The organism is Clostridium sp. C2-6-12, assembly GCF_009928485.1.
GTDB lineage: Bacteria > Bacillota > Clostridia > Clostridiales > Clostridiaceae > Clostridium.
The window spans coordinates 1-15853 of the sequence record NZ_JAABNP010000030.1 but is presented as its reverse complement, the minus strand read 5'-3'; the positions used below and the strand labels follow the sequence as shown (position 1 = coordinate 15853).

General features: G+C 28.7%; 17 protein-coding genes. 13 read left to right on the top strand and 4 right to left on the bottom strand.

Annotation, left to right across the window (positions count from 1 at the left end; all coding sequences use genetic code 11):
• Nucleotides 1–228 precede the first annotated feature (228 nt).
• From GXK56_RS20625 to GXK56_RS27965, 5 genes are all read left to right on the top strand, one after another.
• Nucleotides 229–537: a hypothetical protein gene (locus GXK56_RS20625; protein WP_243156199.1), complete on the top strand. Its 309-nt coding sequence runs from the start codon at nt 229–231 to the stop codon at nt 535–537.
• Between the two features lie 222 nt (nt 538–759).
• The gene (locus GXK56_RS20620) at nt 760–1542 is read left to right on the top strand and encodes a hypothetical protein (protein WP_160690946.1); all 783 of its coding nucleotides are present in this window, start codon (nt 760–762) and stop codon (nt 1540–1542) included.
• A 113-nt stretch (nt 1543–1655) separates the two neighbouring features.
• On the top strand, nt 1656–1901 hold the full coding sequence (locus GXK56_RS20615) for a hypothetical protein (RefSeq protein ID WP_160690944.1): 246 nt from the start codon (nt 1656–1658) through the stop codon (nt 1899–1901).
• A gap of 299 nt (nt 1902–2200) precedes the next feature.
• On the top strand, nt 2201–2605 hold the full coding sequence (locus tag GXK56_RS20610; RefSeq protein ID WP_160690942.1) for an SRPBCC family protein: 405 nt from the start codon (nt 2201–2203) through the stop codon (nt 2603–2605).
• Nucleotides 2515–2730, top strand: coding sequence for a hypothetical protein (locus GXK56_RS27965; RefSeq protein ID WP_207710281.1), 216 nt, complete (start codon nt 2515–2517; stop codon nt 2728–2730). Before GXK56_RS20610 ends, GXK56_RS27965 begins: the two co-directional genes overlap by 91 nt.
• 121 nt (nt 2731–2851) lie before the next feature.
• Here GXK56_RS27965 and GXK56_RS27860 read toward each other — a convergent pair whose 3' ends face one another.
• Both GXK56_RS27860 and GXK56_RS20605 read right to left on the bottom strand, forming a co-directional pair.
• A complete protein-coding gene (locus GXK56_RS27860; protein ID WP_202127924.1) occupies nt 2852–2992 on the bottom strand; it encodes a hypothetical protein in 141 nt (46 codons plus the stop codon).
• 250 nt (nt 2993–3242) lie between these two features.
• Nucleotides 3243–3455: a hypothetical protein gene (locus GXK56_RS20605; RefSeq protein ID WP_160690940.1), complete on the bottom strand. Its 213-nt coding sequence runs from the start codon at nt 3453–3455 to the stop codon at nt 3243–3245.
• Between the two features lie 327 nt (nt 3456–3782).
• On the opposite strand from GXK56_RS20605, the gene GXK56_RS20600 reads away from it, so the two are divergent.
• Nucleotides 3783–4955, top strand: coding sequence for a serine hydrolase domain-containing protein (locus tag GXK56_RS20600; RefSeq protein WP_243156198.1), 1173 nt, complete (start codon nt 3783–3785; stop codon nt 4953–4955).
• Nucleotides 4956–5193: 238 nt separating this feature from the next.
• Here the strand turns inward: GXK56_RS20600 and fliB are convergent, their stop codons facing one another.
• On the bottom strand, nt 5194–6354 hold the full coding sequence (gene fliB, locus GXK56_RS20595) for a flagellin lysine-N-methylase (protein WP_160690936.1): 1161 nt from the start codon (nt 6352–6354) through the stop codon (nt 5194–5196).
• Between the two features lie 477 nt (nt 6355–6831).
• On the opposite strand from fliB, the gene GXK56_RS20590 reads away from it, so the two are divergent.
• The 7 genes from GXK56_RS20590 to GXK56_RS20560 all read left to right on the top strand — a co-directional run bounded on the left by GXK56_RS20590 (nt 6832) and on the right by GXK56_RS20560 (nt 15381).
• Nucleotides 6832–8433 (top strand): hypothetical protein, encoded by a 1602-nt coding sequence (locus GXK56_RS20590; RefSeq protein WP_160690934.1) that lies wholly within the window; start codon nt 6832–6834, stop codon nt 8431–8433.
• Nucleotides 8434–8794: 361 nt separating this feature from the next.
• Nucleotides 8795–9112, top strand: a complete 318-nt coding sequence (locus tag GXK56_RS20585; RefSeq protein WP_160690932.1) for a nucleotide pyrophosphohydrolase — start codon at nt 8795–8797, stop codon at nt 9110–9112.
• A 133-nt stretch (nt 9113–9245) separates the two neighbouring features.
• Nucleotides 9246–9809: a DNA-3-methyladenine glycosylase I gene (locus tag GXK56_RS20580; protein WP_160690930.1), complete on the top strand. Its 564-nt coding sequence runs from the start codon at nt 9246–9248 to the stop codon at nt 9807–9809.
• 399 nt (nt 9810–10208) lie between these two features.
• Nucleotides 10209–11666, top strand: a complete 1458-nt coding sequence (locus GXK56_RS20575) for an aminoacyl-histidine dipeptidase (protein WP_160690928.1) — start codon at nt 10209–10211, stop codon at nt 11664–11666.
• Nucleotides 11667–11745: 79 nt separating this feature from the next.
• Nucleotides 11746–13662 carry an oligopeptide transporter, OPT family gene (locus tag GXK56_RS20570; RefSeq protein WP_160690926.1) on the top strand — a complete coding sequence of 639 codons (1917 nt, stop codon included), beginning with the start codon at nt 11746–11748 and terminating at the stop codon, nt 13660–13662.
• A complete protein-coding gene (locus GXK56_RS20565; RefSeq protein WP_160691031.1) occupies nt 13649–13999 on the top strand; it encodes a PqqD family protein in 351 nt (116 codons plus the stop codon). Before GXK56_RS20570 ends, GXK56_RS20565 begins: the two co-directional genes overlap by 14 nt.
• Before the next feature lie 629 nt (nt 14000–14628).
• On the top strand, nt 14629–15381 hold the full coding sequence (locus GXK56_RS20560) for a C39 family peptidase (protein WP_160690924.1): 753 nt from the start codon (nt 14629–14631) through the stop codon (nt 15379–15381).
• Between the two features lie 126 nt (nt 15382–15507).
• Here the strand turns inward: GXK56_RS20560 and GXK56_RS20555 are convergent, their stop codons facing one another.
• Complete coding sequence (locus GXK56_RS20555; protein WP_160690922.1) at nt 15508–15687, bottom strand: hypothetical protein; 180 nt, start codon at nt 15685–15687, stop codon at nt 15508–15510.
• Nucleotides 15688–15853 lie beyond the last annotated feature (166 nt).

The window sequence follows — 15853 nt, the reverse complement described above, 5'->3', positions numbered from 1 at the left end:
AACAAGGGGATGAGCGTGCTGTTAATTTTAATAATTGGAAAAGTATGTTATAATAGTAAAGTTGTAAATTTTAAGTAAATTTATGATATATTGCGGTTTTCAATGAAAAAAGAAGATAGCAATAAAAAATACTCTTTAGAAGAATTGGCAAAAATATGATTATGATTTTGTTAGTAGATTAATTGAAATTTTGTTTAATAAGGATGATAACCAAAGAAAGGGGTAATTATGATAGCAGTTATATTAACTTTAGCATTAATGCTAATATTACTTAGTATTATAGGTTTAGATATTACTAAAAAATTAGATTTATTACATAAGGGATTTATGTATATATATTTTGTATTTGCTCCCAATATTGTCTTGCTAGGATATTTATTTAGTGAACGTACTAAATTTGGACAAGATAATCCTATTTGTAAATGGATTATTTTAATGGAGATGATTATATTTACTTTTTATATTTTGATCAAAGTAAATATATCTCCACATACTAAAAAACAAAGGGAAAAATGCACAAAACAATGGAATAACTGATTTTGTTATTTCTTGGATTTTTCCTTTGGCCATTTTGTTTTTTATTTGGAAATATATTCGATTACTTAAAGAAAACAAATATTAGGCAGCTCAAATAAAAGAGTTAATGGGAAAAAACGATAATTATAATAGTAACAATAAAAAGAGTGAGAATTAACAAAAACATATGATAAATTAGTAAGAATCAAAATTTAAGAAATAAAAGAAGGAGAATAGACAAAAATGAATAGATTTTTTAGGCTTATTCTTGCGGTACTATGCAGTTTGATTCTAGTAGGAATACTTGAATTTAGTGGGATTCATTTGGATATGATTGGTGGGGCAATAATTTTTTTATTTGTAGTTATTTGTATGATTTTATTTATTATCGCAAGAAGTTTTAACAGTTTGAAATTATTACATAAAGGTCAATATAGTAAGGCAATTGAAGGCTTTATAAAAACTAAGAATAAGTATGGTAGCAATGCAAAAATAGTAAATGCAATGCTATATAATATCTCAGTTTGTAATTTTAGAAAAGGTGATTTTTATGAGGTGGAAAACTATTTAGATAAAATGGATTTAAAGAGCTGTGATGAAAATATAAAATGGGGATACTTTTTATTAAAGGCAAACAGTTTAATACTTTCGGGAGAAAATATAAATGCAGCTATAGAATATTATGAAAAGGCAGTGGAACTTTTAGATCCAGAAGAAGCTTATCCTGTTAAAGCTTATTTTGAAGTACTTAAAGAAAATCCTAAAGAAGCTTTAAGGTATATAAACGCTTATATTAATAAAGAAAAAAGAAGAAAAATGATTTTTGATTTAAAAAAATCAACTCTTGTTTATGACAAATTTGTTTATGATATAGAAAACAATTATTTTCTTGGAATGGCCTATTTAAAATTAAATAAACCACAATTGGCAAAAGAATATTTTAATAAGGCAAGTATATGCAAGTATGAAAATTATTTTTCTAAGAAGGCAGGAGAGTATTTAAAAAAGATGAAGAAGGAAACTTAAGGAGAATTTTAGTAACTATTAAGATTAAATATTATTTCGTATTTCAAAAAACATAAATTTATATTAAAAATATATGCTGAATAAATTTACATATTATTAGGTGGAATTATATTATGAAGGTTTTATATAAATTGAGTCCATGGATTAAATTACTTGTAAGCTCTTTGTTACCAATATCGTATGATTTTTTTTATGTTAGTTTCTATTCATTCATTGTAATATTTATTGTAATAGAAATAGTTTTGATAGCCTTTGATATATGGTTAAATTCAAAATTTAAAAGAAAAATATCAATTGATGCTATAATTATTTATATTTTTTACAATTTGATTGCAGCAAGAATTATTTATTATTTTTAGATTTGGCATTATTATAATGGGATTTAAATATGAGAAGTTTAGCTACTAGGAGTGATAAGTTTGAGAAATGCTGAGAAGTTTATAAAACAGTGGCAATCACGTTTTATGGAAGGATAATACTCATGTATTTGGAATTGTTTTATTGATGATTTCGTTTATGTTAAATATTATCAGAGGAATCGTTGATTTATGGAATGAGAGAGGGGTAAAATAGGTCGCCTTATTCTCAATTGATGTTGTACAATGTAAATAATTTATTTATAGAGTTCTATAAATAATAATTTGAAAGGTGTGAGATAATGGCTATTGCAAATGTAAAAGTAATTATAAATAAAGATATAAAAAGCGTATGGGAAATTGTGACTTCCCTTGAAAACTATTTATGGAGAAGTGATTTAAGTAAAATTGATGTTTTGGAAGTAGGAAAAAAGTTTATAGAGTATTCAAAGGAAGGATATGCTACAACTTTTACAATTACTACGTTTGAATCTATGGAACGCTATGAATTTGATATAGATAATAATAATATATATGGGCATTGGACGGGAATATTTTCAAAGGTAGATGATAATAGGACAGAGATAGATTTTACAGAAAATATAATGCCTAAAAAGTGGATAATGAAACCTTTTGTTGGAATATATTTAAAGAAACAACAGGCAGCTTATATTGCAGATTTAAGAAAAGCACTGGAGGAAAAATAAAAGGAATAAAAAGATATAAGGCAAGTGAATGCATAGAAATTCCATGGAAGAAAGGTTCAGAAGAAGATAAATACTTAAGAATAGACTTTGAATGGATAAAAGAACTTCTTAGAAAATCGAAATAAAATCACCCAATGTATTCCTAGTAAGATGGAATGCACTGGGTGATTTTTTGTGGAAATAGGAAAATGCTCAAATTAGGATACACTATTTTGAAATCATCAGAATTTCATTAAAATCAATGTATTACTTTTTCCATTTTCCTGAAGATACATCTTTCTTAGCTTTATGAGCATTGTTTTCAAAACTATTATTAGAGGAGTCTCGTTCTGAAGGGGGAGAATTTAGTATCTTTAGACCTGGTACATCGTTAGCATTTCTAACCATAATTATGATCTCCTTTCATTTTTCACAATTTTTAATTAAAGTATATATTATTTAAAATCATTTTTATTACTATTTTTATTGCTATTCTTTTTTTGAGCAGTTTTACTCTTGCCCTTCTTATCACTGCTATGTTCAGAATCACTCATTAATATCACCACCTTCTTTACTTTTAATTATTTGTAGAAAAAGTTTATGTTATTCATTCATTTTTTTCAATTCATTGCTGTATTATGTATTGTGTATTTAGTATTTACACTCTTAAATCCATATTTATCTTAAAAATATCCTCATTTAGTTTGTTGCCCTCTGAATCATAAAATTCAAGGTTTCTAGCAGAAGGAAGAATCCCATCTTTATCTCCATCAAGAACTTCTCCCTGAATTCTCTCAATTTCAAGTTCGTCCATAGGCAAATTTACTTCTCTATAGGCATTTGTTTTAGGTTCTACTATTTTAACTTTCATAATTTACCTCCAAATTATATTAATATTTATTTTTTATTATTTCTTTTTATCTACTTTTTTAATCAAAACTTACAACACTATGTATTATGGAAAAAAGCAATTCCAATGGAAAAAGGAATATATATGTTCAAGATGCTTTTGTAAATAAGTTTATGAAATTCCATTATTAAATCTATAATTTTGTATTTAATTAGAAATCTTGACTATTAATGGTGAGGGAGTATAATTTAATTAATTAGCATACCAATTAGGGGGATAAGCTACAACTAAATATGTGCAAGCAACAGCAGATGCGAAAAATTGCACTTGGCGTAAATGGAGGGAACTATGGCTAATTTTTCTGATCTTGACAAACTATTGCAGGACTTCGTAGATGGTGGTCTACCTGGATGTTCACTGCAAATTGCCCAAAAGGGTAAAACAATTTATGAAGGATATTTCGGCTATAAAGACATAGAGACAAAAGCACCTATAACGAATAATTCAGTCTTTAGGTTGGCATCCATGTCGAAGATTCCACTTTATACAACGCTAATGATACTGTATGAACGTGGAATGTTTCTTATGAGTGATCCCATTCATAAGTATTTCCCAGAGTGGAAGAATACTAGAAAATTTGTGAAAGAACCAAATGGGGATGTAAAAATTGTAACAACAGATGGACCTATTACCATTCGAGATACCTTATCTATGAAATGTGGTCTTCCATACTGTAACTCTGCATTTGAAACAGAAAATCATACCCTTAAAGCCATGCAGAAATATATGCAACCATTGTGGGATAAGGGTCATTATACCAACCGGGAGCATATTGCTGCCATGTCACAGGTGCCACTGGAGTTTGAGCCGGGTTCTCATTGGATGTATGGTTTTTCAAGTGAACTTGCTGCTGGTCTTGTTGAGGCATTATGCAACAAACCTATCAATGATGTATTTCAAGAAATTTTATTCGATCCACTTGAAATGAAGGATACTAGAGCACATTATTATGGGGACATTGAGGAACGCATGGTAAGTCTGTATAGCAAGACTCCAGAAGGAAAGTTGGAAGCAGGTCCTGATTTCTTTGACAGGAAACATCTGCCTGGTCCTGAAAATGAAGCAGGGTGGGCACGTTTATTTACTACCTGCAACGACTTCTCAAAGCTTATGCAGATGCTAGCAAATGGCGGTGTACATAATGGCGTTCGTATTATGGGTCGCAAGACTATTGATCTTATGCGTACAAACGGTCTTAATGAAGTGCAGATGAGGGATTATGAAAATCCATATGAAGCTGGCTATGGTTACGGCTATGGTGTACGAACTCTCATGGACAAGCATAAGGGAAATCATAATGGTTCTATTGGTTCATTTGGATGGACAGGAGGCTTTGGTACATGGTGCGAGGCAGATCCTGAAGATGGTGTTTCCATCGTGTACATGCATAACTTGATACCAAGCGAGGAAGCTTATTATCATCCAAGAATACGTAATGTGGCATATGGCTGCATTGAATAAGGAAAATAATTTAACTAGCCAATAATAAAGAAGTGTTAAATAAGCTGAGATTTTCTTGTAATTTAGAAAGTCTCAGCTTTATTTGTTGTGTTATGCGAGTATGGTAGAATGTAATTTATCAAATTATATTATTTGAAATCATTTTTATTACTATTTTTATTCTTTTTCTGAGCGTTCTTACTCTTATTGGTATTGTTGTTATTCCTATTTTTCTTATGAAACCTTAATATAAAATTTTCTAATTCATTATTAGAATAAGTAGTTGTTTTAAATCAAATATTTCATTGTTATTAAACATTTCCTCAAGATCATAGAGAGTTTTTTCCGAATTTTCTATTTCTTTAGAATACATATGAATTATGTCTATCTGATCATTTATATCAAAGTTATATTTATTATCAATCCATCTTACTACATTTAATTCTTTAATAATAAGATAACTCATGACAGCTAATGTAACTTTAGAATATAATTCTTCATCAAAAACAGATTTCATAAAATATTGGAATATAAAATACACCATTAAATGTTCATATTCATAGGTTTTGTTTTTATAATATTCATTAAAATAGTCATACTGTTTTTTATAAAAAGTAATATCATCTGTTTTATGAAAATAGTTAATAGAATGTTCTATTATTTTAGGCCAGTTATCATTAATGGGGTTAAGGTTTTTATATATATTCATACATTTAAGCATACTATGATACTTATCAGATTGTTTTGCCTTATATTTATCAAAAACATTAATAAGTTCTTTTTGATAATGTTCCTGAGAATATTTATTTATTATATCAGTAATCTTGGATAAATTATTTTCATTTATTTCTTCCTGAATGTCATGTGCAAAATTAATCAATAATGCAATTCTATGATTTAAACTTATAGAACGATTTTGCAGAATATCTAAGGCCATTTTTCTAGCTGATATTATCTGTACCGAAATATCAAAATTTATATCATCACATGTATTTACAATTTCATTATCTTCTAAAACTTCAAAAGTAACTGGTTTAGAATCTTGTAGAATTAATCTTGCTGCCTCAGGACAGGATAAAGATATTCCTATTTCACGGAAATTACTATATTCCTCAATTAGCCTTGGGTATGTCTTGCATGTATAGCAAAGAAAATCTTCTCCAAGTTCAGTATAGATGTCACAAAGATTATTTTTATTTAAAAATGGACAATTATCATTTTGTAATATAAAACCAGGTTCACCATCTTCATATAATGTTAAGTTAGATTTTAATTTTTCTCCAAATTCACCACATACCTTGTTATAATGCGTATATGTTTCATCATCAATTATTATTTCCCACCCAGCGCAACAAGTATCAGTACATTTTGACGCAGTGCATTTAAAATCTTTATAGTAATTTGGTACTATTGTTTTCATGTAAATTACCTCTTATGTTTATTAATTTTCAATAGCTTTTTTTGGAGGTTTGTTATTTTCATCAAATAACGCCTCAAAAGCATTTTACAGGATCTGGGGTTAACTTTCAAATAAATAGGTTAAATGGAATTTTTGAAGAGAATTTTAATAGCGATGAAGTTCAGTTATCATCACTGAATTAAGTTGTAGATAAAACAGAAAATTGAAACAGATAGTACGCCTGCAAATAATGGAATAATACAAAATAGTAGATGAAACACCAAAGATTGTATACAATGTGGTGAAGACATAAATGCATACAAATGTGGTGTATTAAAAAAGGTGGGAAATATAAGTAGAAAGTTTATATTATAACCATAAGTTTGGTAAAAATTAAGAAATTACTAAAGTAAAAATAAAAAAGGACGATAATGGTATGGATATAAAAAAATGTATAATATACAAAATAAAACTAATTTACATAATAAGGAGAATATTATGAAAAAAAAGACATTAGCCCTATTAATCACATTTTTAGTTTCTACCAGTATGACATCACAAGTTTTTGCTGCTACTAATGGAGTAAGAGAATCATCTGGAAATAAGGCTGCAACTAATTCGGTGAAAAATATTGCTGAAAATAAGGTTGTAACTAATACAGTAAAAGATACGGCTGAAAATAAAGTTACTACTAGTGCTAGCGTTAGCGCTGTATCTGTTAATAATTTTAATGATGAAGATATAACAAGTAAGTTTACTGATGCCAATTTTAAAGCAAAGGTATATGCTAAGATAGGTAAAAGTAGTTCAAGTCCAATACTTTATAGTGATGTGAAAAACATAAAATCTTTGAATATAAGTTCTAGTAATATAAGTGATCTAAGTGGTATTGAGTATTTTACAGCATTAACTGAATTATATTGCGACAGCAATCAACTAACAACTTTAGATATAAGTAATAATACAGAATTAACTAAGTTAGAGTGCTACACTAATAAACTAACAACTTTAGATATAAGCAAGAATACAGCATTGACTGAGTTATATTGTGGATTTAATAAACTAACAAGGTTAGATGTAAGTAATAATACAAAATTAACTACGTTAAATTGTTTTGGTGATCAATTAACAAGCTTAGATGTAAGTAAAAATACAGCATTAACTACTTTAAATTGTCGTTCTAATTATTTAAAAAGCTTAGATGTAAGTAATTCACCATCATTAACTAATTTAGATTGTACACGCAATCTAATAAAAATACTTTATGTACGTAAGATACCATCGGGTACTAATGAGTATATGCCACAATGTGTAGATTATAGAGGCGTTACAGTTACTTATATCGTTACTGAGCAGGTTGTGGCCAGTGAAAATACAGATAATGTAGATATAACAAGTAAGTTTACTGATCCAAATTTTAAAGCTTTGGTATATTATAAGATCGGTAAAAGTAGTCCTAGCCCAATACTTTATAAAGATGTTAAAAATATAAAAAATTTAATAGTAAGTTATAAGAATATAAGTGATTTAAGTGGTATTGAGTATTTTACTTCTTTAACTAGCTTAGAGTGTATAAAAACTAAAATAACAACTCTAGATATAAGCAAAAATACAGCATTAACTCGTTTATGGTGTGGTGGAAATCAATTAACAAGTTTAGATGTAAGTAATAATACAGGATTAATTGAATTTGATTGTTACGATAACAAACTAACAACCTTAGATGTAAGTAAAAATATAGCCTTAACCCAGCTAAATTGTACGAGTAATCAATTAACAAGCTTAGATGTAAATAAGAATACAGCGTTAAAAACGTTGATGTGTTCAAATAATCAATTAAAAACCTTAGATTCAAGTAATAACAACTTGTTAGGTACTTTATGGTGTGCAAATAATCAATTAACAAGCTTAGATTTAAGTAAAAATACAGCATTAAGCGATTTAGATTGTACCGGAAATAAACTAACAATACTAGATATAAGTAAGAATACAGCACTAACTAGATTAGCTTGTGCCAAAAATCAACTAGTATCATTAGATTTAAGTAAAAATACAAAATTATACGATGTAGATTCTGATTTCTATAGAAAACAACCTTAGATTTAAGTGAAAATATTAAAGCGAGATTAGAGCATTTTATATAGGTTAAATTAACATTGTTTGAAAAAATTATGTTTAAATAAGAGTCCTTTTGGGGCTCTTATTTTTTCGTAAAAATATATTTTGGTTAACAATGATATTTCGGTGGAGGTGGAATTTATGCACTTCTTAAAAGAGGGTGAAGCACAATTCGGAACTTATAAATTATTGGAAAGAGATAGAGAAAAATGAATAGAAAATGAGTTGTAATTATAAAGCTGAGCTTTTCTTATTTTTAGAAAGTCTTAGCTTTAATTATTTTATGTAAAATTATGATATAATAAATATAAAATACTGGTAAAAAATAGAGAGCGTGGTAATAATGAAAGAAACAATAAATAGAATTAGAAAATTCCGAGATGACAGAGACTGGCGCCAATTTCATACGCCAGCAAATTTATCTAAAGCAATTTCAATTGAAGCTGGAGAGCTTCTAGAAGAATTTGTATGGGATGATAAAAACTATAATAAAGAGCATGTATTAGAAGAACTTGCAGATGTTATGGTTTATTGTATACATATGGCTGATTCTTTAGGCGTGGATTTAGAAGAAATAATTAATTCTAAAATGGATAAGAATGAAAAGAAATATCCAGTAGAAAAAGCCAAGGGTAATAGTAAAAAGTATACACAATTATAAAGAGCAGCTATGCACTACTTAAAAGAGTGACTATGCCACAATCCGGATCTTTTCTGCAATACGGAACTTATAAATTGTTAGATTAAAGAATTAGTGAGATAATTAAATCAAGAATATAAAGGAAGTGAGTCAAATGATTAAAAGATGTGAATGGCTGACAAAAGAAGAGTTATATATTGAATATCACGATAAGGAATGGGGAGTACCAGTATATGATGATAGGAAACTATTTGAAATGCTGTGTTTAGAAGGCGCTCAAGCAGGATTAAGCTGGTGGACTATTTTAAAAAAGAGAGAAAATTATAAAAAAGCGTTTAATAATTTTGAGCCAGAAATAATTGTGAAGTATAGAGAAGAAAAATTAGAACAATTAATGGGAGACGAAGGTATTGTTCGTAATAGAAGAAAAATTGAAAGTGTTGTGACTAATGCAAAAGCATTTCTTGAAATTCAAAAACAATATGGCTCATTTTCTAATTATATATGGAAGTTTGTAGATAATAAGCCTATTGTTAATTCTTGGAAAAGTATAAAAGAAGTTCCTGCTTCAACTGAATTAAGCGATAAAATGAGTAAGCAATTAAAAAAGGATGGCTTTAAATTTGTAGGAAGTACAATATGCTATTCATTTATGCAAGCAGTAGGAATGGTTAATGACCATACAACAGATTGCTTTTGCTATACAAAATTAAGTTAGTTCATAGATGAAGCAGGTAAATAATATTGAACGCAAAAGGAATAAAAAAGATTTAAAAGATAAGGTTAGATATAATAGCTCCTTATCTTTTTTGCTCATTAATATGAAATAAGGAGCAAATATTTTAGATGGTGTCATTCATTTTTATACTAAAATACTTGAAATTTTAATTGGTTTAATATGTTAATTTATTGATGATATAACAATAATAGTATAAAATTAAATTTTTTATATATAATTATATAAAAGTATAAAAAATATATAAAAACTTATACGAAATTATAAGAAACACATAATATTGTGCATATGATTTTTGTTTTAGTTTATAGTAATATATGGTGAGAACGTTTACGAAAAATTTTATTATTAATTGGAAAGTAAGAGAGGATGGGAATTAAAATGACAGAAATACTTAAAGATGTTCAACCTGTTGAAGTATTTAAATACTTTGAAAAGCTATCGCAGATTCCAAGGGGATCAGGAAATGAAAAAGAGGTTAGTGATTATTTGGTATCTTTTGCTAAGGAGCATAATTTAGAATGTGTTCAGGATTCTGCATTAAATGTTGTTATAAAAAAGAAGGCAACAGCAGGATATGAGAAGAGTCCAGCTGTAGTTTTGCAGGGACACATGGATATGGTATGTGAAAAAAATATGGATGTAGAGCATGATTTTAGCAAAGATCCACTAAAACTTAGAATAGTTGATGATATGGTATATGCAACTGGTACAACTTTAGGAGCAGATAACGGAATTGCAGTAGCTATGGGATTAGCAATTTTAGCTTCTAATGAATATGAGCATCCAGCTATAGAATTACTTGTTACTACCTCTGAAGAAACAGGAATGGGTGGAGCAATGGCATTAGATCCTAAAAATATTGAAGGAAGAACACTTATTAACATAGACTCTGAAGAAGAGGGTGTGTTACTCGTTAGTTGTGCTGGTGGAGTTACTGCTAAAACAAAAATTCCTGCAGTATTGGAAGCAATAGGTGGAAACCTTATTCCTTATACAATTAAAATAACAGGTCTAAAGGGCGGTCACTCTGGAATGGAAATAGATAAGGAAAGAGGAAACTCTAATAAATTAATGGGGCGTATACTTATGTCTATTTTATCTGAAATAGATTTTAGGCTTGGTTCAATAAACGGTGGTTCAAAACACAATGCAATTCCACGTGAAACAGATGCTGTTATTTTAGTAAGACCTGAGGATAAAGGTTTAGCAGAGAAAAAAATATCTGAGTACGAAGAATTATTTAAAACAGAATTGAGAGTATCAGATCCTGACATAAGAGTAGAATTTGAAGTTTTACCTACTATGCCTACAGAAATGCTTTCAAAAGAATCAACTAATAATGTAGTTAACTACTTATATTTAGCTATAAATGGAGTTACTTCAATGAGTATGGATATTAAAGGTTTAGTCGAAAGCTCTTTAAACCTTGGAGTAATTTCTACTCATAAGGATTCAATAGAATTTATAAGCTCAATCAGAAGTTCTGTTAGAAGTTTAAAGGATGAATTATATAATAGATTAGTTGTAACTGCTAAGCTAAATGGTGGAAGTGTTGCGTCAGAAGGTGGTTATCCTGAATGGTCATATAATCCTGATTCAAAAATAAGAGTGATTTTTGAAGAGGTATATGAAAAAATGTACGGAAAGAAACCTCATATAACGGCAATACATGCAGGTCTTGAGTGTGGATTATTTGCAGAAAAATTTGAAAAATTAGATGCGATTTCTTTTGGACCAAATCTATATGATGTTCATACTCCAAATGAACACATGAGTATTGCTTCAGTTGAAAGAATGTGGGAATACTTATTGGAAGTATTAAAAAATATGAAATAATTTAATTTTAAATTTTTTATTTACACTCCATTTTAAATAGAAGATGGAGTGTAAATAAAAAATATTGGAGGTATATGTAATGGATAAAAAGCTATCTAAAGATGCATATGGTGGTGTGGCTGGTAAAGACTATATTCCATACGTTTCTAGTGGATCTAAATCAGGTGGAAACGGTATAGTATTAATAATCGGTATTATTATGACAATTCTATTTGCTGCATCAACAGCTTATTCAGGCATGAAATCAGGACTTACAGTTGCAGCAGGTATACCAGGATCTATAATAGGTTCTGCATTTATAGCTGTATTTGCTAAGCAAAAAGGCATACTTGGCAAAAACCTAGTTCAAGGTATGGCAAGTGGTGGGGAATCTGTTGCAAGTGGTGTGATATTCGTATTGCCAGCAGTTCTTTTAATAGGTTCTAAAGTCACTTTCTTAGAAGGTTTTGTTGTTGGTTCAGCTGGAGTTTTATTCGGTATTGGAATAGCTTCTCTTGTTTATAATTATTTAATTGTTGAAGAACATGGTAAATTAATGTATCCGGAATCAATGGCTATATCTGAAACTCTTGTTGCTTCAGAAGGTGCTGGAGAATCAATGAAGTTCATGGGAATTGGATTTTTCATAGGAGGAATTATAACTGTTATAACTAGTCCATTTTTAAATGTAGCTAACAACGTTATTAGCTATGTAAATGAAAACTTTTACAAGTGGAAATTTGAAGTTGAGGTTAGTCCTCTATTATTAGGTATAGGCTTCATAGTTGGGTTGGATGTTTCTTTAACTATGTTTGCAGGTTCTATATTATCTAACTTTGGTATTATACCTTTAATAGGCTACTTCTCAAGTCTTGGAACAGATGGGGCAGCAGTATGGAATAATCCTAAAGTTGCTATAAACGCCATGCAAGTTAAACATATAGCTGGTAGTTATGTAAAATATATCGGTGCTGGTATGATGCTATCTGGTGGGTTCATAGGTGCTATAAAACTTATTCCTACTATAATATCATCTATAAAAGAAACTCTTAATGCTAAGTCTTCAAATGGTGGCAAACACTCATCTGTTGAAAACATAATATTACTTGGAGGCATAGTACTAGGTTTTGTAGGTGGTTTCTTATCATCTGGTGGTAATGTAATGATGGCAATACTTGTTTCTATTTTATCATTGTTCTTATCATTACTATTTGTTATAGTTTCTGGTAGATTAACAGGTACTATAGGAACTTCAAACCTTCCTGTATCAGGGATGACTATAGCTTCTATAGTTATTGTTACCTTATTATTTGTTGTAATGGGATGGGTAAATCCAGGAAGCAACAAATCATTACTTTTATTTGGTACATTTATTGTTACTGCCATAGCTGTAGCTGGAGGTTACTCACAATCTCAAAAAGTTACTTTCATAGTAGGTGGTGACAAAAATGAAATGGAAAAATACTTTGCTATTGCAGGAGTAGTTGGAGTTGCAGTAGTTGTAGGTACTATATTATTACTTTCAAATCAACTTGCTATGACTGGTGATAATGTTACATTTGCATTGCCACAGGCTAATCTAATGTCAACTTTAACTGCTGGTATAATGTCAGGTGAATTACCTTGGGTTATGGTTATTGTAGGTGTTGTTATGGGAATTGTTTTATACCTATTAAAACTTCCAATAATGACAGTAGCTATAGGATTCTATTTACCAATAGCTACAACTTCAATAATATTAGTAGGAGCTTTAGTTAGAGTATTTATTGAAAAAACTTCTAAAGCTGAAAAAGAAAAAGAAGTTAAAGTTTCTAATGGAATAAGCTTATCTTCAGGACTTGTTGCTGGAGGTTCTATAATTGGACTTATAGGTATAATATACCAAAACCTTGCAAAAGCATCTGAACCAAGTGGATTTTTTGCTGCTAATGGAATGGCAGTCATAATATTAGTTGTTTTAATAATAGCAACCATAATGCCAATATTAAAGAGTAGGGTGAAAAATATTGAAAAGTAACGAAGATGTTTTAAATATCATTTATAAAAGATCTGGAAAATTAGAATATGAAATAAATAAAGACAATATTGTGACTATAATTGAAAAGCAAGATCATAAGATCCAAAACTTCTTTAGAAAGCTTAAATTTAAAATTCCAGAATATAAGAAAATTACTTTAGATGAATATGGAAGCTGGATATTTTTACAGATAGATGGTAAGAAAAATGTAAAAGCTCTCGGGGAAAGCCTAGAAGCAAAGTATGGTGATAAAGTTCATCCACTTTATGAAAGATTATTACCATTCTTAAATCATATAGACATTAATTGTCACTATGTAGAAAGAGTAAATTTGTAATATAAAAGATGACATCTTATTGTAATGTCATATAATACTGTAGATAAAGAGTTATAATGTAGAATGAGCTGCCTAATTTACTTAAGGTGGCTCATTTTTTAACTTTTTACGCTTGAATTTCTGCATTTAAAGACAAATCTATGTAATTAAATTTAATATTATGAGATTATATACAATGTAAATTATTAAATAGTTACATATATACTCAAAGTATAAAATAATCAATAATAAAACGAAAGTTAGTATTATACCATTAATTCTAGACATTTAGAAAACTCGAAAATCTTTAGATACCATGCCTAATTCATATGGCTTAACAATATGCTTTATAATTGTTATTCGATGTGAAACAAGATGTAATAGGAGGTAAATGTATGAATAATGATCCCATATTAACATTTGCATTTGTGTGTATTGCTATTATTTTAGGGTTTCTTAGATTTGCATTGCCAATTATGGGCATTATATGCTCTATTATATGGATTAAAAAAAATAAAACTAATAAAAAAATCGTTCCATTTGGTTTATTTTTCTTTTTTGGGATGTGGTTATTGTATTCTATTGGCAAATTTATTTATAATTATTTTTTTATATTTTGGATTAATGTAACATAGCTTTAGGAGGAGTTTATGAAAAACAAAAAAAATTATACAAGAATATTAAAACTATTAATCTTATCAATATTACTTATTGTACCTAGTCAAAGTGCATATGCTAAAACAGTAAATTCTGATAATTATGCTTTAAATCAAAATATTATAACAACAAAAGTTGGACAAGCTTTAAATCCGAGTTGGGGATTAGGAAGAAATCAAACTGAATACATAAGTAACAACAGATCCTATGATTGGTATATTGATCAAGGATATACTGGGGAATATTCAAATAATAATTGTGGACCATCTAGTACTACAATGGTCTTAAAATGGATTGATTCTAATTTTAATGGAACTGCTGAAGAGGCAAGAGAAACTTATTTAGAAAATGGTAATTGGTGGTATACAAATGACATTAACAATTACCTTGATTTATATAATGCAAGACATAATACAATAAGCTTAAATGAAAATTCTCTGAAAAAATCGTTGCAACAAGGTAATATAGCTATACTTTGCATTGACACAACTTACCTACCATATAATGCAAATTCAGAGCAAAGAGTTGGAAGGTTTTATGATTATAGAGGAGGACATTTTATTGTAGTTAAAGGCTATAGAGTAGTTGATGGAAAAACTTACTTTGAATCTTATGACCCCAATAATTGGGGAGCTTGTTATAAAAATGGACAAGAAAAAGGAAAAGATAGATATTATTTAGCTAGTGATCTAATGAAGGCTGGAAAGGCTAATTGGAATTATGCAATAATAGTATATCCAAATTAATAAATTTAAAATAAATGATTGAATTTATGTAAAATAAAGCCCCCGACATTAGTCGAGGGTTTTTATGTAGTTTCATAATCATATTTTGAAGATAACAACAGTTATTAAAATTTAAATAAGTTTAAGTTAAAGTACATTTTTTGATTTTAACTTATTAATGCTTTGTTTAACTAAATAAATCGCTTCAGATTCACTTTGTCCCTTGTGTTTTATTTCATTATCACCTATTTTTGCAATTGCCTTAAATGGATATTGACTTTCATTATTTTGCATTACGATTATTTCATGATCTCGATATATTTCCATAAAGCATACCACCTTTATACGTTTTATATTATTATACCATACTCGAAATATTTTGAAAATTCTATCTTTTAAATTATTACTAGGTTGTTGAATAACTAATTTTTACAAATGGTTATTCAAGAAAATATTCTTAGGAATCATAGATTCCAAGGATATTTTCTTGTTT